This is a genomic window from Streptomyces sp. NBC_01723 (genome assembly GCF_036246005.1).
In the GTDB taxonomy this organism is placed as follows: domain Bacteria; phylum Actinomycetota; class Actinomycetes; order Streptomycetales; family Streptomycetaceae; genus Streptomyces.
In genome coordinates this window covers 4,939,042-4,960,767 of the sequence record NZ_CP109171.1, presented here as the reverse complement: position 1 = coordinate 4,960,767, position 21,726 = coordinate 4,939,042, and the positions used below count along the sequence as shown (strand labels likewise).

The 21,726-nt window shown below is 72.8% G+C and carries 18 protein-coding genes; 6 read left to right on the top strand and 12 right to left on the bottom strand.

Annotated features, from left to right (window positions below):
- The first annotated feature begins 9 nt into the window (after positions 1-9).
- Positions 10-1,035: a tellurite resistance/C4-dicarboxylate transporter family protein gene (locus OIE75_RS23110; protein WP_329472010.1), complete on the top strand. Its 1,026-nt coding sequence runs from the start codon at positions 10-12 to the stop codon at positions 1,033-1,035.
- Here OIE75_RS23110 and OIE75_RS23105 read toward each other — a convergent pair.
- A complete protein-coding gene (locus OIE75_RS23105) occupies positions 1,013-1,366 on the bottom strand; it encodes a hypothetical protein (protein ID WP_125492766.1) in 354 nt (117 codons plus the stop codon). The genes OIE75_RS23110 and OIE75_RS23105 overlap by 23 nt on opposite strands.
- A gap of 344 nt (positions 1,367-1,710) precedes the next feature.
- On the opposite strand from OIE75_RS23105, the gene OIE75_RS23100 reads away from it, so the two are divergent.
- Positions 1,711-2,766, top strand: a complete 1,056-nt coding sequence (locus OIE75_RS23100) for a C40 family peptidase (protein ID WP_329472009.1) — start codon at positions 1,711-1,713, stop codon at positions 2,764-2,766.
- Between the two features lie 69 nt (positions 2,767-2,835).
- Here OIE75_RS23100 and OIE75_RS23095 read toward each other — a convergent pair whose 3' ends face one another.
- Positions 2,836-3,582 carry a response regulator transcription factor gene (locus tag OIE75_RS23095; protein ID WP_329472008.1) on the bottom strand — a complete coding sequence of 249 codons (747 nt, stop codon included), beginning with the start codon at positions 3,580-3,582 and terminating at the stop codon, positions 2,836-2,838.
- Entirely contained in the window at positions 3,579-4,871 is a 1,293-nt protein-coding gene (locus OIE75_RS23090; protein ID WP_329472007.1) for a PspC domain-containing protein, read from the bottom strand. Before OIE75_RS23090 ends, OIE75_RS23095 begins: the two co-directional genes overlap by 4 nt.
- 180 nt (positions 4,872-5,051) lie before the next feature.
- Here OIE75_RS23090 and OIE75_RS23085 point away from each other — a divergent pair, with 180 nt between their 5' ends.
- Together OIE75_RS23085 and OIE75_RS23080 are read left to right on the top strand one after the other, a co-directional pair.
- On the top strand, positions 5,052-6,473 hold the full coding sequence (locus OIE75_RS23085) for a PspC domain-containing protein (RefSeq protein WP_307014664.1): 1,422 nt from the start codon (positions 5,052-5,054) through the stop codon (positions 6,471-6,473).
- Positions 6,460-6,675: a hypothetical protein gene (locus OIE75_RS23080; protein WP_234955312.1), complete on the top strand. Its 216-nt coding sequence runs from the start codon at positions 6,460-6,462 to the stop codon at positions 6,673-6,675. Before OIE75_RS23085 ends, OIE75_RS23080 begins: the two co-directional genes overlap by 14 nt.
- A 56-nt stretch (positions 6,676-6,731) precedes the next feature.
- Here the strand turns inward: OIE75_RS23080 and OIE75_RS23075 are convergent, their stop codons facing one another.
- The 3 genes from OIE75_RS23075 to OIE75_RS23065 all read right to left on the bottom strand — a co-directional run bounded on the left by OIE75_RS23075 (position 6,732) and on the right by OIE75_RS23065 (position 9,789).
- On the bottom strand, positions 6,732-7,262 hold the full coding sequence (locus OIE75_RS23075) for a DoxX family protein (protein WP_307018087.1): 531 nt from the start codon (positions 7,260-7,262) through the stop codon (positions 6,732-6,734).
- A 226-nt stretch (positions 7,263-7,488) separates the two neighbouring features.
- Positions 7,489-8,784, bottom strand: coding sequence for a hypothetical protein (locus OIE75_RS23070; protein WP_329472006.1), 1,296 nt, complete (start codon positions 8,782-8,784; stop codon positions 7,489-7,491).
- 201 nt (positions 8,785-8,985) lie between these two features.
- Positions 8,986-9,789 carry a class II aldolase/adducin family protein gene (locus tag OIE75_RS23065; protein ID WP_307014660.1) on the bottom strand — a complete coding sequence of 268 codons (804 nt, stop codon included), beginning with the start codon at positions 9,787-9,789 and terminating at the stop codon, positions 8,986-8,988.
- Between the two features lie 126 nt (positions 9,790-9,915).
- Between OIE75_RS23065 and OIE75_RS23060 the strand changes: the two genes are divergently transcribed.
- Positions 9,916-10,425: a pyridoxamine 5'-phosphate oxidase family protein gene (locus OIE75_RS23060; RefSeq protein ID WP_329472005.1), complete on the top strand. Its 510-nt coding sequence runs from the start codon at positions 9,916-9,918 to the stop codon at positions 10,423-10,425.
- A gap of 15 nt (positions 10,426-10,440) precedes the next feature.
- On the opposite strand, the gene guaA is transcribed toward OIE75_RS23060, so the two are convergent.
- Complete coding sequence (guaA, locus tag OIE75_RS23055) at positions 10,441-12,021, bottom strand: glutamine-hydrolyzing GMP synthase (RefSeq protein ID WP_307014656.1); 1,581 nt, start codon at positions 12,019-12,021, stop codon at positions 10,441-10,443.
- 336 nt (positions 12,022-12,357) lie between these two features.
- On the opposite strand from guaA, the gene OIE75_RS23050 reads away from it, so the two are divergent.
- Complete coding sequence (locus OIE75_RS23050) at positions 12,358-12,666, top strand: chorismate mutase (RefSeq protein ID WP_329472003.1); 309 nt, start codon at positions 12,358-12,360, stop codon at positions 12,664-12,666.
- 589 nt (positions 12,667-13,255) lie between these two features.
- On the opposite strand, the gene OIE75_RS23045 is transcribed toward OIE75_RS23050, so the two are convergent.
- The 5 genes from OIE75_RS23045 to OIE75_RS23025 form a co-directional block, all read right to left on the bottom strand.
- Positions 13,256-15,049, bottom strand: a complete 1,794-nt coding sequence (locus OIE75_RS23045; protein WP_329472002.1) for a GMC family oxidoreductase — start codon at positions 15,047-15,049, stop codon at positions 13,256-13,258.
- A gap of 104 nt (positions 15,050-15,153) precedes the next feature.
- Entirely contained in the window at positions 15,154-16,767 is a 1,614-nt protein-coding gene (locus OIE75_RS23040; protein WP_307014651.1) for a succinic semialdehyde dehydrogenase, read from the bottom strand.
- A gap of 103 nt (positions 16,768-16,870) precedes the next feature.
- On the bottom strand, positions 16,871-18,580 hold the full coding sequence (locus OIE75_RS23035) for a serine/threonine-protein kinase (RefSeq protein ID WP_329472001.1): 1,710 nt from the start codon (positions 18,578-18,580) through the stop codon (positions 16,871-16,873).
- Between the two features lie 81 nt (positions 18,581-18,661).
- Complete coding sequence (locus OIE75_RS23030; protein ID WP_329472000.1) at positions 18,662-19,759, bottom strand: serine/threonine-protein kinase; 1,098 nt, start codon at positions 19,757-19,759, stop codon at positions 18,662-18,664.
- A gap of 120 nt (positions 19,760-19,879) precedes the next feature.
- Positions 19,880-21,610 carry a serine/threonine-protein kinase gene (locus OIE75_RS23025; RefSeq protein ID WP_329471999.1) on the bottom strand — a complete coding sequence of 577 codons (1,731 nt, stop codon included), beginning with the start codon at positions 21,608-21,610 and terminating at the stop codon, positions 19,880-19,882.
- Positions 21,611-21,726 lie beyond the last annotated feature (116 nt).

Here is a 21,726-nt window from a genome sequence, read left to right as displayed (position 1 = left end):
CATCGGGGCATGTCGTCAGGCACGTCGTCAGGCACTCTCCCCTCCCCCCTGCGCGCCTGGTGGGCGCAGCGTCCACCGGCGGCCGGGGCCGCGGTCATGGCGACCGGCATCCTGTCGGTCGCCCTGCACATGACGGGACACGAGGTCCTGTCCCGCATCGCCCTGTTCCTTGCCTGCGCCGCCTGGCTGACCCTGGCGGTGAACTTCGTCCACCTGCTGCTGGCCGAGCGCCCGCAGTGGCTGACGCGGGCGGGGACACCGGGCGCGCTCACCGCGGTCGCCGCGACCACCGTGCTCGGCACCCGGCTCTCGCTGCTCGGCTGGACGACCCTGGCCGCCGCGCTGCTGGCGCTGGCGACGCTGCTGTGGCCGGTGCTGCTCCTCCTGGTCGTGCGGCACTGGGGGCGCAGGATGCCGGGGGCGGTGTTCCTGGGGTGCGTGGCCACGGAGGGGCTGGCGGTGCTCGGCGCCACGCTGTCCGCGGTCACCTCGACGCCCTGGCTGGCCCACGCGGCGCTGGTGCCGTTCTGGCTGGGGATCGTGCTCTACCTGATCGCGCTGTTCCGCTTCGATCTGCGGCAGGTGGCCCGGGGCTCCGGTGACCACTGGGTGGCGGGCGGGGCACTCGCCATCTCGGCCCTCGCCGGCGCCAAACTGATCGCGGCGACCGGCACCGGCATGTACCTGTGGAACTCCGACGACGGCGCCGTGCTGCACGACGTGACCGTCTTCCTGCTCACTCTCGACCTCGCCTGGTACGTCGTCCTGCTGGTCGCCGAGTTCGTCTGGCCGCGGGTCCGCTACGACGTGCGGCGCTGGTCGACGGTCTTCCCGCTCGGCATGACGGCGGCGGCGACGCTGTCCGTGGCCGCCGCGATCGACGTCGCGTGGCTGGACGCGCCCGGCCGGGTCCTGCTGTGGATCGCGGTGGCCGGGTGGCTGGCGGTCGCGGCGGGAGCGGTCGCCCAGGCCCGGGCCGGGCTGCGGTCCGCGGGCACGAGCGCCTCCGCCGTCACGTCCACAGCACCGCGATGAAGATGTTCGCGACGGTCAGCAGGCCCACGAGGCCGAACAGCGGCTTGTCGACCTTCTCGTCGTCGCGCTTCACGTAGACCAGGCCGAGGATCACGATCAGCAGGGCGAGCTTCACCCCGATCTTGAGGTTGTCCACGGACTGGTCGTCGGCCTGGTTGAGACCGACCAGGGCGACACCGGTGACCAGCATCGTCAGCGCACCGTGCAGCATCGCGGGGATGAAGCGGGCCGTGCCCCGGCCCATCGCCTTCATCTGGGTCAGGAAGCCGCCGAGGAGCGCGGCGATGCCGATGATGTGCAGACCGACGAAGAGGTGGATGAGTACGTCCATGAGGCCGGAGCCTAATGAGCGGCCGGAGGACGTCCGACACCGGCCCGGCGGTGCCTGAGCCGCCCCGGTGCGGAAAGCGGCGCATATATGCGCCCCATAACAGCTCAGGTCCCTCACCCGTCCCCGATCGGGCAGCTCGGTCATCACCCCGCGTGAAGACGACGGCCGCCGGACGGGCACGCGGTCAGATGCATGCGCGGGCCGATCCGGTACCGCCACTTCCGCGCATCCCGGCACCGGACCGTTACCGACGCGCCTAGCGTCCTCCCTCAGGCAGCCGGAGCGGACCGGAGCCGACCCGGCACGGGCCGGAGTCGAGTCGTACGGAAGGACGTGGGTCGCAGGTGGGAACGCACCGCAGGCCGCGACAGCGCGTGACGGGCGGCGGCAGGGCCCGTACGGCGGCCACCATCACCCTCGCGGGCGCGGCCACCGCGACGGGCCTGGGCGGGACCGGTCACGCCGATCCGCAGCCGACGGCGGCCCAGGTCAGGGCCAAGGTCGACAAGCTGTACCAGCAGGCTGAGGTCGCGACCGAGAAGTACAACGGCGCCAAGGAGAAGGCGGACGCCGCCGAAGAGCACCTGGAGAAGCTGCGGGATCAGGCCGCCCGCAAGGAGGACCGGTTGAACTCGGCCCGGGAGGCGCTGGGTTCGGTCGCCGCGGCGCAGTACCGCAGCGGCGGCCTCGACCCCGCCCTGCAGCTCGCGCTCTCCGCCGACCCCGACCGGTATCTCGACAACGCCGCCTTCGTCGAACGCGCGGGCAGCCGGCAGACGGCCGCCGTGGGCCGGGTACGCAAGGAGCTGCGGGACATCGAGCGACTGCGCGGCGCCGCCCGCGTCGAGCTGACCTCGCTGACCTCACGCCGGGCCGAACTGAAACGCCACCGCGAGACCGTCACCGGAAAGCTGGAGACGGCCCGCCGCCTGCTGTCCCGGCTGACCGCGGAGGAACGCACCCGGTCGGGCCAGGGCACGGGTGACCGCGCGTCCCGCTCGTCGGCGGGCGACCGGCAGCCACTGTCCGCCCCGTCCGCCCAGGCACCCAACTCCCGCGCCGCGGCGGCCGTCGCCTACGCCTACCAGAAGCTCGGCAGCCCCTACGTGTGGGGCGCGACCGGTCCGGACGCCTTCGACTGCTCCGGCCTCACCCAGGCCGCCTACCGCGCCGCGGGCGCCTCCCTCCCCCGCACCACCTACGCCCAGATCGACGCGGGCCGCCGCGTCGCCCGGTCCGAACTGCTCCCCGGTGACCTCGTCTTCTTCTACTCCGGCATCAGCCACGTCGGCATCTACGTCGGCAAGGGCCAGATGATCCACGCCCCGAACCCGTCGGCCCCGGTCCGCGTGGCACCCGTCGACCAGATGCCGTTCGCGGGGGCGGCGCGGGTGGTGTGACCGCCCGTTCGTCACCGGGACCCTTACGGAAAGCCCCGGCGTCGGCCACTGGGCACCCGGCTCACGGAGTCACACCAGCCGTCGCGCCGTCGCCCACCGCGTCAGCTCGTGGCGGTTGGACAGCTGGAGCTTGCGGAGGACCGCCGAGACGTGGGACTCGACCGTCTTCACCGAGATGTACAGCTGCTTGGCGATCTCCTTGTACGCGTAGCCCCGGGCGATCAGGCGCAGCACCTCGCGCTCGCGCTGGGTGAGGCGGTCCAGGTCCTCGTCGACCGGCGGGGCGTCGGTCGAGGCGAACGCGTCCAGGACGAAACCGGCCAGACGCGGGGAGAAGACGGCGTCGCCCTCCTGGACGCGGAAGACCGAGTTCACCAGGTCGGTGCCGGTGATCGTCTTGGTCACGTAGCCTCGGGCGCCGCCGCGGATCACGCCGATCACGTCCTCCGCCGCGTCCGAGACGGAGAGGGCGAGGAAGCGGACGGGGCGCTCGGTGTCGCTCATCAGGGGGGCGCAGCGGCGCAGGACCTCGACGCCACCACCGCCCGGGAGGTGGACGTCGAGCAGCACGACCTCGGGGCGGGTCGCGGTGATCACCGTGACGGCCTGGTCGACGTCGGCGGCCTCCCCGACGACCTCGACGCCGGTCTGCGCGGTCTGGCCGATCTCGGCCTGGACGCCGGTGCGGAACATGCGGTGGTCGTCGACGAGCACCACACGCACGCGCCGCTCCCCCGCGGTGCCGTCGGCCGGCTGCGCGGGCTCGGCCGCCTCGTCCGCTCCCGCCGTACCGTTCGCCTCGGTCGGGTCGCTCATGACGTCTTCTCCGCCCTCTCCATTTCCAGTTCGACCTCCGTGCCGCCGTCCGGCACCGCGCGCAGTCGCGCCGTGCCGCCGTTGCGCTCCATGCGGCCGATGATCGATTCTCTGACGCCCATACGGTCGGCGGGTATCGAGTCGAGGTCGAAGCCGGGGCCGCGATCGCGGACGGACACGAAGACCCTCCTGCCCTCGACTTCGGCGAAGACCTGTACGGCGCCGCCCTCGCCACCGTACTTGGCCGCGTTCACCATCGCCTCGCGCGCGGCCTGCATCTGTGCGCCGATTCCGTCGTCGAGCGGGCAGTCGCCCACGACCACGACCTCGATGGGGACTCCGTGCTTGTCCTCGACCTCCGCGGCATTGCGCTTCACGGCCTCGGCGAGGGTGGTGGGCTCGTCGTCCTCGTCCTTCCCGTTGCCCTCCGGCTTGTAGAGCCAGGAGCGCAGGTCGCGCTCCTGGGCGCGGGCGAGGCGGCGCACCTCCCCCGCGTTCTCCGCGTTGCGCTGGATCAGGGTCAGGGTGTGCAGCACCGAGTCGTGGACATGGGCGGCGACCTCGGCGCGCTCCTGCGCGCGGATGCGCATCAGCCGCTCCTCGGAGAGGTCCTGCGTCATCCGCACCAGGTAGGGACCGGCGAGGAGCGTGATGCCGACCAGGACGGCGAGCGCCGCCTGCAGGACGGAACCGAGATGGGCGGCGGAGCCCTGGAGGACGAAGATGCCGGTGACACCCGCCGTCACCAGCAGGACGCCGCCCACCGAGCGCAGCAGCGTGACGGTGCGCCGGTGGCGGCCCACCTCGGCCCAGCGGGCCCGGCGCGCGTTGTCCGCCTGGCGCCAGACGAGGGCGACGCCGGCGCCTACGAGCACGGTCGGCCAGAGGTAGACGCGGGCACCGCCGCCGAGGTCGACGTTGCCCACGAAGACCAGGGCGACGACGACCATGAGGAGCAGGGCGACGATCTGGCCCTTGTCCGGCTTGCGGGCGACGAGTCTGCGGCGGCCGTCCGGCGAGGTCTCGGCCGTGACGAGGGACGGCGGCTTCTGCGCGTCGACGCCGCCGACGCCCAGCGGCACGAAGAACCAGAAGGCCGCGTACAGCAGCGCGCCCAGCCCGTCGGCCATGAACAGACCGACGAAGGCGAACCGCACCCAGATGACGGGCAGGCCGAGATGGCCGGCCAGCCCCCGCGCCACGCCACCGAGCCAGCGTCCGTCACTGCTGCGGTAGAGCTTGCGCGGCGGCCGCGGTTCGACGAGGGGTGCTGCTGCGGCTTCCGGCATGACACTGATGGTCACACGGGTGCGGGAGGCGCAGCATCAGGGTCGGCCCCCGAGACTCCCCTGATCTTCGCCCCGCCGCGCCCTCGAACGCTCCCCCGGCCCCGCGTCAGGGCCGATATCAGGGTCCGACCAGGGTCGAACCGACTCCCGTCGGGACGCCGCGCCCGTCACCATGGACTCATGACAGATCACGAGCACGCCGCGACGGGTCCGGGACCCGGCTCCGGCCCGCGCCCTCCACGGGGTGCCGGGCCGCAGGATGCCGCGCCCGCCGCGGATGCCACGGATGCCGCGACCGGCCCCGGCGCGGGCGGCCACGTCCCCGGGCCGCCGCACGAGTTCCGGCGCGACCGGCAGCACCGGACGATCGCCGGGGTCTGCGCCGGCCTCGGCCGGCAGTGCGACCTGGACCCGGTGATCTTCCGCATCACCCTCGCGGTGCTCTCCGCGACCGGCGGTATCGGCCTCATCTTCTACGGCTTCGCCTGGCTCTTCGTCCCCGCCGACGACGAGGAGGAGAACGAGGCGCGCAAGCTGCTGACCGGCCGGGTCGACGGTCAGGCCCTGGCCGCGGTGCTCTTCGCCCTGGTCGGCTGCGGAGTCTTCCTGACCATGCTGCACAACGGCGGGGTGCTCACCTTCGCCGTCGTGCTCTCGCTCCTCCTCGCGGGCGCCGGCTACTGGTCGCGGCAGCGGCGGACCCCCGCCCCCGACCCGATAGCCGCGCAGGCCGTCGCGGACGCCCCGCCGGAGGCGCAGGCGCCCCCGATCATGTTCACCTGGCCCTCCTGGTGGCGGGACCCCATAGTCAAGGACGGCACCCATGACGGCGGTACGGGCTACCTGTGGGGTCCGCCCGGCTCCGACGAGCGCGACATCGCCGCGGCCGTCAACATCGGCCGCGGCGCCCCGCACCGGGGCGGTCACATCCCGCCGGGTGAGCGACGCCCCCGGTCCCCCCGGACGCGCGGCCCACGCGGCATCGGCGGCTGGGTGTTCCTTCTCGCCCTGCTCGCCGGCTTCCTCGGCACCCGACTGACCTGGGACGACCAGCCGCTCGGCACCAGTGTCCAGACCGGACTGGCATGCGCGCTCGCCGTCTTCGGCCTCGGTATCGCGGTCAGCGCCTTCCTGGGGCGCACGGGAGCGGGGTCGATCTTCCTGGCGATCATCACGGCGGCCCTGCTCGCCGGGTCGGCGGCCCTCCCGAAGGACGTCGGCACCGAGTGGACCCGGACCACCTGGAGGCCGACGGCGGTGACCGACGTGCGCGAGCGGTACGAGGTCGGGGTGGGCGACGGCACGCTCGACCTCTCCCGGCTGAACGTGGCCGACGGGCAGACGGTCACCACCCGCGCCGACGTGGGCGTGGGCCGGATAAAGGTCGTCGTGCCGCGGGACGTGACCGTGCGGCTCAGCGTCGAGGTGGGCGTCGGTGACATCCAGCTGCCCGGGGAGAAGGAGAAGGACGTGGACGTGGCGCCCGGCAAGCACAAGGAGGTCACCCTGGCTCCCACCGTGAGCGACAAGGACAGCGGGACGCTCGACCTCGATCTCCAGGTCGGCCTCGGACAGGCGGAGGTGACCCGTGCTGCGTCATAGGTTCCAGCCCGGACGGCTGGTGGCGGGCTTCTTCCTGATGCTGGCGGGCGTCGTCTACGCCGGTGACGCGGGCGGACTGTGGGAGACACCGTGGTTCGTGATCATCCCGCTCGTCGTGGGCGGGCTCTGCCTCGCGGGAGCGGTGGGGGTCGTGGCCCGTTCCGCGCGCCGGGACGACACCCGGGCGGACCTGCCCGGCTGACGGCCCGGGGGACACCGGCCCGCGCTGGGCCGGCACAGGGCCGGCCGCGACGGCCTCTACCGGTAGGCGCCCTCCGACCGGTCCCGGCGCCGGGAGCGCAGGGCGGCGTCGATGGAGAGGAGTGGCGCGCCCGCGAGGACGAGGGGGAGCCAGGCCATGAGGTAGGCGAGATCGTTGCCGTAGTAGTACGGATCGGAGGCCCAGCTGACGGTCAGCCACAGGCTGAGCGAGATCAGGGCGCCGCCGAGTGCGGCCAGGCGGGTCAGCAGGCCGAGCAGGGTGCCGATGCCGACGGCCAGTTCGCCCAGGGCGATGGCGTAGCCGAAGCCGGACGGGCTCTTCAGGGCCATGTCGACCAGCGCGGGGATGGCCGAGGAGTCCCGGACGGTCCGCATCATGTCGCCGATGGAACCGGCGCCCGAGTCCTTCATGAAGGCGCTGTCGGTGAGCTTGTCGAGGCCCGCGTAGATGAAGGTGACGCCGAGAAAGATCCGCAGGGGCAGGAGGGCGTACCTGGCGGCGTTGTCCCGCCAGTCGCCGCCGTTCTGCCGGGAGGAGTACACATCGCCCCGCATACCGTGCGTCATCACTGCCAGCCGCCTCTCGCCGCGCATGCCGAGCCCCTCCACCAGACCATACGTACGACACCCAGGCCCCGCTCAACCCTCCCGCAACCGGTTTCTTGCTGTCGGTTTCGACAGGTCGGCGTCCGCCGGTGGGAGTCAGTCGAGGGAGTCAGCCCGTGGGACCGGTCCGTGGGACCGGTCCGTGGGATCGGTCCGTGGGATCGGTCCGTGGGATCGGTCCGTGGGATCAGTCCGTGACGTCGATCGCGTAGCGGTTGGTCTCGACTCCGGCGCCGGTGACCACCTGGACGTCGACCCGGCCCGGTTCCATGTCGGCCGGTACGGGGACGGTCAGCGCGTCGTCCGTGGGGTTGCTGAAGCCGCCCGTCACGGGGACGAGGGGGACGTGGACGTTGACCGCGCCGATGCGGACGACCATGCGGGACAGGCGGTCCGCGCGCTGGGCGCCCGGGGGTACGAATCCGGCGCCGCGGATCTCGATGTCGTCGCCCGTGCGGATCGGCCCGTCCAGGTCACCGGCCTCGCGTGCCCTGACCACGGAGAGGATCACCGGCCTGCCGCCCTCGGCGTACTTGCCGGCCACGTAGGTCGCCGCCGACACCAGCACCACCACCGCGAGCCCCCACGGCAGGTCGGGGAGGTGTTCCGGGCGCCGGGCCAGCCGTACCGCCGCGAAGACCAGGGCGACGGCGCTGATCACGACGTACTGGATGTCGGCGAAGGTCCCGCGGCCCGCGTCGTCCGTCAGCAGGTCGGAGGCGCGCGGCCGGTCCGCCCGTACCTTCTGGAGGCGCTGCCCCAGTACCCGCAGTCCGACCACGCGGCGCACCAGGACGGCGATGCCGCACACCACCGCGAGCACGGTCACCGCGCCGGTGGCGCGGCCGAGTCCGAGGCCGGAGATCAGCGCGTCCCGCCGGTCGTGGCCCGAGGCGAGGGCCAGTTGTCCGGCCAGCACCAGCACGGCGTACGCGACGAGGAGGACCCAGGCGGCCGCCACGGCCCGGGAGGTGGAGAGGCGGTTGTCCTCCCCGATGACCGGAGCCAGCGCTCCGCCCCGCGTCCGGTGGAACCACGAGGCCGCCGTCAGCGCCCCGGCCACCACCAGCGCGGCGGCGAGTCCGGCCGTGCGCGCCGCCGTCCAGCCGGAGCCGATCGCGGTGAGGGACTGGCCGAGCAGCAGCAGGACGACCGCCGCCCACACGGCCGCCACGGTGCGCCGGCCCAGACCGGCGAGCCAGGCGTCTCCCTCGGCGCGGCCGCGTTGGGCGACGAGTTCGGCGGACTGGGTCAGTTCCTCGGAGACCCACTGGCGGGAGGCGGAGGCCGAGTGGGCCACGGCGGCCGGCAGCCCCTGTCCGGCCGCGAATTCGTCGCGCCGCCGCAGGAACGCGGCGACCGCCCGGCGGTGCCCCTCACGGGCGCCGTGCGGGCAGTCCCCGCAGGTGCAGCCGCCGCCGTGGGCCGCGTCGATCGCGTCCTTGTCCGAGCCGCTCCCGCGTCTCGCCTCCTGCACCGCCACGCCCGCCGCCCGCCTTCCCGCGCACCTGCGAAGGAACATCCGTGAAAGAACATCCGTGAAAGAGCCCCTGGGTCCGTAAGTCCCTTGGGACGACAGCGAATTGTGCCGTACACCACCCCTCGCGCGCCGGGCGGCCCCGGTCCCTCGTGCTCAGCGGGGGTGACTCTCGGGGCACCGCTTTGACGCGGTCGCGGGAAGGCGTCAGTCGAAGAGGTCCGGCTCGCTCCGGCTGATCTCCTGCCACAGGGGCTGGTAGTTGATCCACGCCACCAGGTCGCCGCCGAGCTGCTCCCGGGTGGCCACCGCCTGGCGGTGGTCGATCAGGACCGGCCGTCCCGCCGCCCGGGCCGTCAGCTGCACCTGGCAGGACCGCTCCAGCGACAGGAACCACCAGGCCGCCGCGTCCACCGAGTCGCCCACCGTCAGCAGTCCGTGGTTGCGCAGCACGAGCGCCTTGCCGGAGCCGAGCACCCGGGCGATGCGCCGTCCCTCCTCGGCGTCGACGGCGACGCCCGAGTAGGAGTCGTACAGCGCGTGGTCCTCGTAGAAGGCGCAGCTCTCCTGGGTGATCGGGTCGAGCAGGTCGCCGAGGGCCGACAGCGCGCGCCCGTGCACCGAGTGGCAGTGGGCGACCGCGACGACGTCCGGGCGGGCGGCGTGGACCTGGGAGTGCACGGTGAAGGCGGCCTGGTTGACGTGGTGGCCGCCCTGCACCACCTGGCCGTCGGAGTTGGCCAGCACGAGGTCGCTCACGGTGATGTGGGCGAAGGGCATGCCGAACGGATTGACCCAGAAGCAGTCGGTGTACTCGGGATCGCGGGCGGTGATGTGTCCGGAGACGCCGTCCTCGAAGCCGTACCGGCCGAAGAGGCGCAGCGCGCTCGCGAGCCGTTCCTTGCGGTGCCGGCGTTCGTCCTCGAGCGAGTCGTGCATCGGCGGCATCGCGAACCGCAGCTTGTCGGTGGGCAGCGGCGGGGGCGGAGTGGCCCCGGGCGTCCCGTGCATGTGTCCTCTGTCCTTCGGCACTGGAATTGCCTTACGTGCCGGAAGTTACCGGGGGTGCGGCCGGTGCGACAGGTCCGGGCGGGATACTCGACACAGGGTGTCGGGTTTCGGCCGCACACTCGGCGTATGACCTCAAGCACGTCGTCGGGTGCGCCCTCGGCCACCCCCACGAACTGGGCCGCTTTCGTCACCGCCGAACCCGCCCTGGCCGCCACCGTCGAGGCGCGTTTCGGCGCGTACACGCACCATGTCCTCGCCACCCTCCGCAAGGACGGCTCGCCGCGCACCACCGGCCTGGAGGTGCGGTTCCTGGACGGTGAGCTGTGGCTCGGCATGATGCCGGGGTCGGTGAAGGCGCTCGACCTGCGCCGCGACCCGCGCTTCGCGTTGCAGGCGAACCCGGGGGGCGGCACCGGCATGGGCGGCGGGGACGTCCGGATCGGCGGCCGGGCGGTGGCGGCCGAGGACGCCGCGACCCGGGCCCGGTACGCGGAAGAGGTGGAACCGCCGGAGCCGTTCCACCTCTTCCGTACCGAGCTGACGGAGGTCGTGCGGACCCACGTCGAGGACGACAAGTACCTCGTCGTCGAGATCTGGCAGCCCGGTGGGCCCGTGCGCACGGTCAGGCGCACGTAGCGCCTGCCGCGGCGCTCACTCCCACTCGATGGTGCCCGGCGGCTTCGACGTCACGTCGAGGACGACGCGGTTGACGTCCTTGACCTCGTTGGTGATCCGGGTCGAGATCTTGGAGAGCACGTCGTACGGCAGCCGGGACCAGTCGGCGGTCATCGCGTCCTCGGACGAGACGGGCCGCAGCACGATCGGGTGGCCGTAGGTGCGGCCGTCGCCCTGGACGCCGACGGAGCGGACGTCGGCGAGCAGGACCACGGGGCACTGCCAGATCTCGCGGTCGAGGCCGGCCGCCGTCAGCTCCTCGCGGGCGATGGCGTCGGCCTCGCGGAGCAGGTCGAGCCGCTCCTTGGTGACCTCGCCGACGATGCGGATACCGAGGCCGGGGCCGGGGAAGGGCTGGCGCTGGACGATCTCCTCCGGCAGGCCCAGCTCCTGGCCGACCATCCGGACCTCGTCCTTGAACAGCTTGCGCAGGGGCTCGACGAGCTGGAACTCGATGTCGTCCGGGAGCCCGCCCACGTTGTGGTGGGACTTGATGTTGGCGGTGCCGGTGCCTCCGCCGGACTCGACCACGTCCGGGTAGAGCGTGCCCTGCACGAGGAAGGCGACCTCGGGGCCGTCCTCCTGCATGATCTCCAACTGCGCCTGCTCGAAGACCCGGATGAACTCCCGGCCGATGATCTTCCGCTTCTCCTCGGGGTCGGAGACCCCGGCCAGCGCCTTCAGGAAGCGCTCCTCGGCGTCCACGACCTTCAGCTGCACGCCGGTCGCGGCGACGAAGTCCTTCTCGACCTGCTCGGTCTCGCCCTTGCGCATCAGGCCGTGGTCGACGTAGACGCAGGTCAGCTGGGAGCCGATGGCCTTCTGGACGAGGGCGGCGGCGACGGCGGAGTCCACGCCGCCGGAGAGGCCGCAGATGGCGCGCCGGTCGCCGACCTGCTCGCGGATGATCGCGACCTGCTCCTCGATCACGTTGCCCATGGTCCAGTCGGGGGTGAGGCCCGCGCCGCGGTACAGGAAGTGCTCCAGCACCTGCTGCCCGTGTGTGGAGTGCATGACCTCGGGGTGGTACTGGACGCCGTAGAGCTGCTTCTCGTCGTTCTCGAAGGCGGCGACCGGGACGACGTCCGTGGAGCCGGTGACGGTGAAGCCCTCGGGGGCGGCGGAGCAGGCGTCGCCGTGCGACATCCAGACGGCCTGCTCGGCCGGGGTGCCCTCGAAGAGGGTGGAGGACGGCCTGGAGACCGACAGTTCGGTACGGCCGTACTCACGGGCGCCGGAGTTGTCGACGGTGCCGCCGAGGGTCTGCGCCATCAGCTGGAAGCCGTAGCACATGCCGAAGACGGGGACGCCGGCCTCGAACAGGGAGCGGTCGACGGTCGGGGCGCCCGGCTCGTACACCGACGAGGGGCCGCCGGAGAGGATGATGGCCGCCGGGTTCTTGGCGAGCATCTCCGCGACCGGCATGGAGCTGGGCACGATCTCGCTGTAGACCCGCGCCTCGCGGACACGACGGGCGATGAGCTGGGCGTACTGCGCACCGAAGTCGACGACCAGGACGGTGTCGGGGGCGGCGGCAGCGGGAGTCGCTGATGACACGGGGTGCCTTCCGGCGGTCGGGCGGGGGTCTTGTGCTGCCGATTCTACCGAGGCGGGCGGGTGGCCCGTCCCGGCCCGGTGCGCGGCCGGGTGCACAGACCGGTGTGTGATCCGGCTTGGACACCGTCGGTTCTCGCGGGCATACTGGCGCCATGCTCACGCACCAGGTCTCCCTGTTTACCTATGGCAACCGGCCCACCGGCTGCCATGGTCGTGCTGCTTGAGCAACTGACAAGCGACTTCCCAGGCGCCCCGGGCCGACAAGGTCCGGGGCGCCTGGCGTTTGCGGACCCTGCCGGTCCGGGGCACCGCCACCCATCGGCGAGGAGCCACGACATGACCGTCACCACAGCAGCCGCGTCCGTCACCGCCGCGGACAAGACCGGCGCGCGCACCACCGAGGCCGTCGAGGTGATCACCGGCGCCCGGGAGCGCATCGACGCCCTGGACGACCGGATCATCGGCCTGATCCAGGAACGGATGGCGGTCTCCGCCGTCATCCAGGAGGCGCGGATCACCTCCGGCGGCCGGCGGGTGAACCTCTCCCGCGAGATGGAGGTCCTCGACCACTACAGGTCGGCGCTGGGCAAGCCGGGTACCGCACTGGCGATGACGATGCTGGAGCTGTGCCGCGGGCGGGTCTGAGGTCGCATCTGAGTTCGGGCACCGTCTCACCCGTACGGCGCGTGACCGTGGCGCGAGCGGCTTCGTTGTCCCGGTGTCCGTGTCAGCCAGGGGCGGGCCCGAGAGAACCACGCGTGGCTCGCTGGAGCGATGAGACGTGCGGATCGTGCCGTACGTCGTGGGACCTCGCTCCAGACAAGTGACCGGACGGCAGGGGACAGCAGCCCGGTCACCCAAGAGAACGGCCGGCTCCGGGGACGCCCGGGGCCGGCCGACGGAACAGCCTTCAAGACCAGCGGCGCTACCCCCCGGCGCCGCTCCGAGGCACCGGCGCTGCCCTGACGCCGGTGCTGGCTGAGGAAGGGCCCCGCGGCCTTGGTCCGCGGGGCCCTTCGCCGTGCGCGCGGCTCCGCGGAACGCGACACGGGGGACGACGGACGTGACGCAGCCCACATAAGACTTCTGTGAAATCGAGACAACCATTCACAGGCTTCACCGATCCAACAGGCCGAGGCATCCCACGGGCAGCGGCTCAGCCCGCCTGTGGGAGAGGGACCCGCGCTCGGAGGGGGGTGCGGGTCCCTCTCACCTCTTCCTCGGCTCCTCTTCCTCAGCTCTTCTTCGGCGGTACCGCCGGTATGCCCAGGAAGGGCAGACGCAGCGCGCCGAATGCCTCCGCCGGGACCGCCGGGGACTTGGGCTCGACCGGCGCCAGCCGCTCGTACGCGGTCCCCTGGGCGGGACGCGGGTCGCTCTCGCCCTTGTTCGGCCAGTACGACATCGCCCGCTCGGCCTGCGCCGTGATGGTCAGGGACGGATTGACGCCCAGGTTGGCGGAGACCGCGGCGCCGTCGACGACCGAGATGCCGGGGTGGCCGTAGAGCCGGTGGTACGGGTCTATGACGCCGGTCTCGCGGGAGGCGCCGATCGGGCAGCCGCCGAGGAAGTGGGCGGTGAGCGGGGTGCCCATCAGCTCCCCGACGTTGGAGCCGGCGAAGCCGTTGATCTCGGCGGCGAGCGCGGAGGCACCCTCGGTGGCGGCCTTGATCTGCTTGGGGTTGGGCGAGCCGTGGCCCTGGCGCGCGGTGAGCAGGCCCTTGCCGACGCCCGTCGGTTTCAGGTGCGTGGTCAGGGAGTTGTCCAGCGACTGCATGACCAGGCCGATGATGGTCCGCTCCGACCACTTGCGGTTGGACAGGGAGCGCAGGACCAGCAGCGGGTGCTTGGCCGCGTGGCCGAGGAAGCCCAGGACGCGGGAGGCGCCCGAGGCGGTGTGCCCGGCGTAGGGGACCTGGAGGATCGACAGGCCGCCCATCGAGTTGGAGCCCTTGCCGTAGCGGACCGGCTCGATGTGGGTGTTGGCGTCCGGGTGGATCGAGGACGTGATGGCGACGCCGCGCGTGAAGTCGGCGCGGGACTCGCCGGTGGCCTTGCGGTAGCGGCGGTCGTCGGTCTGGGCGCCGACCAGCGCCTCGGAGTTGGTGCGGGTCAGCTCGCCGAGCTTGTCGGACAGGTGGGCGAGCTGGCCGTTCGCCTTCATGCGGTGCAGCAGGGTCTGGGTGCCGTAGGTGCCGGCGGCCAGGACGACCCGGCGGGCCGTGAAGGTGCGGCCCGCGTCCTTCTTCTGCCGGTCGGTGGGGAGGGTCTCGACCGCGAAGCCGCCGCGCGAGTCCTCGGTGACCGAGACGACCGTCGTCATCGGGTGCACGACCGCGCCCGCCTTCTCGGCGAGGTACAGGTAGTTCTCGTTGAGGGTGTTCTTCGCGCCGTGCCGACAGCCCGTCATGCACTCGCCGCACTCGTTGCAGGCCTTGCGGTCGGGGCCCGCGCCGCCGAAGTAGGGGTCGGACACCGTCCCACCCGGCTCCGCCTTCGCCCTGCCGTCCGCGTCCTCGCCGTCGCCGAAGAACACGCCGACCGGCGCCATGTGGAAGCTGTCTCCGACGCCCATCCGCTCGGCGGCGGCCTTCAGGTGCACGTCGGACGGGGTCATCGTCGGGTTCAGCCGGACCCCGAGCATGCGGCGGGCCTGGTCGTAGTACGGCGTCAGCTCATCGTGCCAGTCGGTGATGTCACGCCACTGGGGGTCCTCGAAGAACGGTTTCGGCGGCACGTAGAGGGTGTTGGCGTAGTTGAGGGAACCGCCGCCGACGCCGGCGCCTGCCAGGACCATGACATTGCCGAGCAGGTGGATGCGCTGGATGCCGAACATGCCGAGCTTCGGCGCCCAGAGGTAGTTCTTCAGGTCCCAGGAGTTCTTGGGGAGGGTGGTGCGGGTGAAGCGGCGGCCGGCTTCCAGGACGCCGACGCGGTAGCCCTTCTCCGTGAGGCGGAGGGCGGAGACGGATCCGCCGAAGCCGGAGCCGACTATCAGGACGTCGTAGTCGTAGGCGTCTTGAGGCACGGGTGTCTCCTCGTCGAGTTTCGCGTGCGGGCCGTCGGTGGTTCTCGCGCCCGGGCGGCGGGGCCGCATGTCGATACAGCCCCGCGGCCCCAGGAAAGGGTGGGTTACCGGAACCGGAATGCCTTCATCAGGCGGAGGCTGCGGCTCATGAAGGCCGCGTACTTCTCGTCGTCCATGCCCAGCGAGGGGGCCATCGGCAGCAGGCGCTGGTGGGCGACGGTCTGCGACTCGGTGTACTTGAGGATGCCCTCGGAGCCGTGCCGGCGGCCGAGCCCGGACTCCTTCATGCCGCCCATCGGCGACTGCACGCTGCCGTAGGCGGAGGCGTAGCCCTCGTTGATGTTGACCGTGCCGGTGCGCAGGCGGGCGGCGACCTCGCGGCCCCGGCGGGCGTTCGTGGTCCAGACCGACGAGTTCAGGCCGTACGGCGTGGCGTTGGCGCGGTCGACGACCTCGTCCACGTCGGAGAAGCGGTACACGGAGACCACCGGGCCGAAGGTCTCCTCGCAGCACAGGGTCATGGCGTCCGTGACACCGTCGAGGATCGTGGGCTCGTAGAAGTACGGGCCGACGTCCGGCCGGGCCACACCGCCGGCGACGATCCGCGCCCCCTTGGCGACGGCGTCCTCCACATGCCGCTTGACGGTCTCCAGCTGGTGACCGCTGACCAGCGACCCCATGTCTGCGCCGTACGCCAGGGCACTGCCCAGCCGCATCGCGCGGGTGCGGGCGGCGAAGCGGTCGAGGAAGGCGTCGGCGACCGACTCGTGGACGTAGAGCCGCTCGATGGAGACGCACAGCTGGCCGGCGGAGGAGAAGCACGCGCGCACGGCGCCCGCCGCCGCCTTCTCGATGTCCGCGTCGTCCAGGACCAGCATGGCGTTCTTGCCGCCGAGCTCCAGCGAGACGCCGACCAACCGGTCCGCGGCGACGGTCGCGACCTCGCGGCCGGTGCGGGTGGAGCCGGTGAAGGACACGTAGTCGCCGTGCTTGACGACCTCGGGTCCGATGACCGGGCCGACTCCGATGACCGCCTGGAGGACGTCGGCCGGCAGCCCCGCCTCGATCAGCAGGTCACGGGCCCACAGCGCGGTCAGGCAGGACTCGGTGTCCGGCTTCATCACGACCGCGTTGCCCGCGACGAGGGCGGGCAGGGCGTCGCCGACGGACAGCTCGAACGGGTAGTTCCACGGGACGATCTGGCCGACGACGCCACGGGGGTGGCGCAGTTCGGTCACCTTCGTCAGGGTCGGCACGGCGCCGGTGTGCCGCTTGGGCCGCAGGTACGCGGGCGCCTTGCGGCCGTAGTGCCGGGCGGCGACGGCGACGGCCTGGACCTCCTCGTGGGCGTGCAGGCGGGCCTTGCCGGTCTCCAGCTGGATGAGGTCGAGGACCTCGGCCTGGCGCTCCAGGACCAGGTCGTGGAAGCGCAGCAGGACCGCGGCACGCTGCCGGACCGGAACGCGCGCCCACACGGCCTGGGCGGCGCGGGCCTGCTCGAAGGCGCCGGCCACGTCCTCGGGCGTGGACTCGGGCAGGTCGGCGAGCTTCTCGCCGGTGAACGGGGTGTGGTTGGCGGTGCGGCCGGAGCCGGCCACGCCCTTGGTGAGCTGGGCGACCAGCTCGGGCGTGACCACGTCGGCAGCGGTGCGGGCGCCCTCCGGGTAGGGGGCGAGGGGGTTCGTGCCGGTGAGTTCCGGGGCCTGCGCGTCCGTCATGAGCCGCAGGGTATGACGCCGCGAGGCCTTTGTGTACCCGTCGGTAACGGGGATTCACCGAGTGCTCACATGACGCCAGTGATCGCTGGCACAAACCCGCTGATCAGGGCTTTGCGACCGTCCAGTTGGCGACGACCGTGCGGGCGATCTCCTTTCCCTCGTCGGCGAAGTAGCCCTTGCGCGGGTAGTCGATCGACACCTTGTACATGTCGCCGTTGCCCGCCCGGTAGTACAGGATGTGGAACTCGCGCGGCCGGGGGTTCTGCGAGTCCGTGGTCACGTACTCGATGGTGTTCTGGGCCGCCTTGCCGCCCTGGGACTCGGTCTCGCTCGGCTCGCCCTTGGGGGCGGGGTCGTCGGCGAAGCCGTAGGAGTACTCGCCGTCCTTGAAGGTCTCCCAGTCTGCCCAGGCGCCCGCCATCGCCGTCTCGGGGATCTCGCCCGTCTTGTCGTCGGCCTTGATGTCGCGGTCGACGAGGACGCTGACCGCTCCGCTTGGGTCGGTGAACGTCTCGTTGGTGCCGTCCCAGCCGACGGGGTGCTTCTGCTTCACGAACTCGGCGGGCAGGCCGACGCTCATCCCGAGCTTGGCGTCGAGCCTCTGCTCCTTCCAGCCCTCGGGCAGCGGCCCCGCGAAGGGGTCCGCGACCACCAGGTACGACGCCACCGCCGCCGCGACGACCGCTGCGCCGAGGGTGATCCAGGCGTTGCGGCCCAGCCGGACGCTCCACCGGGACCCCGGCCCCGACGGTCGGTCCCCCGCGGCGACGCGCACGACCTGGGTGGGCGGTGGCGCGGGCGGGTTGGCGGCGGCGTCCAGCAGGCCGCGCACCCGGGCGGCGTCCGGGCGGCGCGCCGGGTCCTTGTCCAGCAGCGCCGTGATCACCTCGGCCAGCGGGCCCTGCGCGGCGGCGGGCGGCGCGGGGGTGGCGTTGAGCACCGACTGGAGCGTGGCGGGGGTGTTGCTGCGGCGGAACGGCGAGACGCCCTCCGTCGCCGCGTACAGCACCACGCCCAGCGACCACAGGTCGCTCGCCGGACCGGGGCGCTGGCCCAGCACCCGCTCCGGGGCGATGTACTCGGGCGAGCCGACGAAGCCGCCGGTGTCGGTCAGGTTGGTCTCGCCCTCGATCTGGGCGATGCCGAAGTCGGTGAGGACGACCCGGTCGTGCCGGCCGAGCAGCACGTTGTCCGGCTTCACGTCCCGGTGCAGGATGCCGGCCGCGTGCGCGGCCTCCAGCGCGCCGAGCACCTCCAGGCCGATCCGGGCGGCCTCGCGGGCGCCCAGTGTGCCCTCCTGCAACGCGTCGCCCAGCGAGCGGCCCCGCACCAGCTCCATCACGATCCACGGCCGGCCGTCGACGACCGCCACGTCGTGCACGTTGACCACGCCGGGGTGGTCGAGCCGGGCGGCGGCGCGGGCCTCGCGACGCATCCGCTCGAAGGCGTTGTCCCGTTCGCGCTCGGGAAGGTGGTCGGGTACGCGGGGCTCCTTGACGGCCACCTCGCGGTCCACGGTCTCGTCCTTCGCCCGCCACACCGTGCCCATGCCGCCGTGCCCCAGCTTGGCCAGCAGCCGGTAGCGGCCCGCGATCAGGCGCCCGGCACCCGGGTCCTGCGCGGACGGGGGCTGCGCGGACGGGGCCTGCCCGACCGGGGTCTGGGCGGAAGGTGACACCGGCTGCGGTACGACCTGGGTGGGTGCCGCGTACGGGTTGCCGGGATGCGGCACGGCGACGGGCCGGTTCGGTGGCTGCAGGCCAAAACTCGTCGGCTCGTCCGATCCCCTGCGGGGTCCCCCGTTGCTGCTCATGGGTTCATCCATATCGCGCCGGACGCGTCCATATCCACCGCGGGTGCACGGTGGTCACAGACCCGTGACGCACGCTGCCGCTTATCTCCCCTTTAGGTGTGATGCGGGGGACTCGTGGGCGGACGGAGCGCCGGACGGGGACACCGAGGGGGACGCGGGATCCGTCGTCGGTGTCGCGGGCGCCGAGCTGGTCGGGGCGCCGCCCCCGCCGTCGTCGCCGTCCACCAGCAGCACCGCCGCCGAGATGCCCGCGCCGGACGCCGCGACGGCCAGCAGCACCGCCATGAGCACGCTCCGCTTCATCCGCCGGGACTCGCGGGCCGCCGTCGTCGCGGGCGTGCGGCCGGTGCTGAGGTAGAGGCGCAGCATCCGGTCCGCCTCCGCCGCGTCCAGCCGCCGTCGCGGATCGCGTTCGAGGAGGCCCAGGACGACGGGGAGGAGCGGTCCGGTCTGGGCGGGCGGGTGGATCTCCTCGGTGACCACGGCGTGCAGGACGCCACCGAGCGAGTCGCGGTGGAAGGGGGAGGCGCCGCTGAGGATCGCGCAGAGCAGGACGCCCAGGGACCACAGGTCGGACTCCGGTCCGGTCCCGGCGCCGGACATCCGCTCCGGCGCGGTGTACTCGGGCGAGCCGACGAAGGAGCCGCTCTCGGTGAGGGTGGTGGCGCCCGCGACCTGGGCGACGCCGAAGTCGGTGAGGACGACCCGGCCGTCCTCGGCGATCAGCACGTTGGACGGCTTCACGTCCCGGTGCAGGACGCCGGCCGCGTGCGCGGTGCGCAGGGCGTCGAGCAGGGCGATGCCGATCCGGGCGGCCTCGCGGGGGCCGACGAGGCCGCGGGCGACGACGCGGTCCGCGAGCGAGCCGCCGTCGACGAGTTCCATGACCATGTACGCGCGGGCGTCGTCCTCGACGACGTCGTGCACGACGATGACGTGCGGATGCCGCAGCTGCGCGACCGCGCGGGCCTCGCGCAGGGTGCGCTCGCGGCGCCGCCGGGCCTCGGCGGCGGACAGGGTCTCGTCGAGGGGCAGCGCCTTCACGGCCACCTCGCGGGCGAGCAGTTGGTCGGTGGCCCGCCACACGATGCCCATGCCGCCGCTGCCGAGCCGCTCATGGAGCCGGTATCGGCCCGCGATGACACGCCCGCCGGCCCCCTCGGTCACCATGCGTCCCATGATGCCCCACCGGACGCGGCGCCTCCGCGTCGCGGCCACCCGGGTGGCCGACAACCGACGGGTGCGCGGGCGCCGTTGGGGCGGCTCCCGGCCGGTGTCCGGCGTCGCGCGGTGCGGGTCTCAGCCCGTCCGCTCCTGCCAGCTCTGCAGCACCGACCTGAACTGCCGCTCGGTGGTGGGCCAGTCGTCCGCGGGGCCCGACATGTTGAGGGCGTACTCGACGCCGTCGCGGGAGATGTGCGTGTGCGCGACGGCGCGGCGCGGGCCGGGGAAGGGGGTGTCCTTGGCCAGCGCGGTCCAGGTGTACTCCCACCTGGCGCTGTCGCGGTCGCGGTAGCTGCCGCGCTCCAGGGTGACGCGCCGGTAGTCGACCAGCCGCTGGAGCTGGACCTCCAGATCGAGCTGGTGCGCGTGCGGGTCGTTGTAGTCGGGGGCCGTGTCGACGGAGACGCGCAGGAGGCGCTTGCCGCCGTCGGGGCTGTAGTCGGCCTGCTTGAGTTCGCCCTCGCCGTCGAAGGCCTCCCGCTGCCAGTTCTTGGGCAGGTAGAGGCTGAAACCCAACGGGTCGTCGCGGCGTTTCCAGTTGTCCGGGACGGATCCGCCGGAGCCCTTGTCGTTGGTGGGGGACCCCGAGGGCGAGGAGGACGTGGGCGCGGTGGGCTCCGGGCCGGCCTCGGTGCCGCCGCCGTCGCGCTGTTGCAGCAGGACGGCGGTGCCCGCGCCGATGAGGGCGGCGACGGCGACGACCAAAGCGACGGTGCGCAGCCGGCCCTGCCGACGGCGCCGGGGGCCGGGGGCTCCGGAGGGCGCGGTGTGCGGGTGGCCCGGCGGTACGGTGCCCGGCGGCACCGTACCCGTCCCGTACGCCTGTGCCGTGTGGCCCGTCGCGGGGTGGCCGACGGCCGCGGTGGGCCCGGTCACCGGCGGGTACGGCGTCGCGCTGGGCGTGCCCGGCGTCCCGTGGTGCAGGGTGTCGCCCTGCCGCACCGGGCCCGTGTGCCGGGTGGTCGGCACGTACGCCTGGGCCGCGTCCGGCCGCCGTCCCTCGGCCGCCTGGGCGAGCAGGTACTCGGCCTCGGTCGCGTCGGGCCGCGTCTCCGGGTCCTTGCGGAGCAGGGCGCTGATGACCGGCGCGAGCGGACCGGCGTACCGGGGCTCGGTGGCCTCCTCCTCGACCACGGCCTGCATGGTGGTGAGCGGTGAGGTGCGGCGGAACGGCGATCTGCCCTCCACCGCCGTGTACAGCGTCGCCCCGAGCGCCCACAGGTCGGAGGCGGGGCCGGGGTCGTGGCCGCGCACGCGCTCGGGGGCGAGGTAGTCGACGGAGCCGACGACCTCGCCGGTCCGGGTGATGGTGGTGTCGCCCTCGATCTGCGCGATGCCGAAGTCGGTGAGCAGGACGCGGCCGTCGTCGGCGAGCAGGACGTTGCCGGGTTTGACGTCGCGGTGCAGGACGCCGGCGGTGTGCGCGGCGCGCAGGGCGCGCAGCACCCACAGGCCGATACGGGCCGCCTCGCGCGACTCGACCCGCTCCTCCTCCTTGACCGCGTCGGCCAGCGAGCGGCCCTCGACCAGCTCCATCACGATCCAGGGCCGGCCGTCGTGTTCGAGTACGTCGTGCACGGTGACGACGGCCGAGTGGTTGATCCGCGCCGCCGCGCGCGCCTCGCCCCGGGTGCGTGCCAGGAGGATCGCCTGGTCGCTCTCGGAGACGTAGAGCGCGGCGGTCAACTCCTTGATGGCGACGGTCCGGTTCAGTACCTCGTCGTGTGCGCGCCACACCCGGCCCATGCCGCCGCTGCCGATGGCGTCCCCGAGCCGGTAACGGCCCGCGACGAGCCGGCCCTGCATCTGATTCACGTTGCCCCGCAATGGTCTTGTCAGGGTCAGACTAGGGACCGGTCCCCTCTCGGGGAACGGGTGGGGTCGCATGGAAACCGCTCTGTGACGGTTGTCGCTTTCCGTGA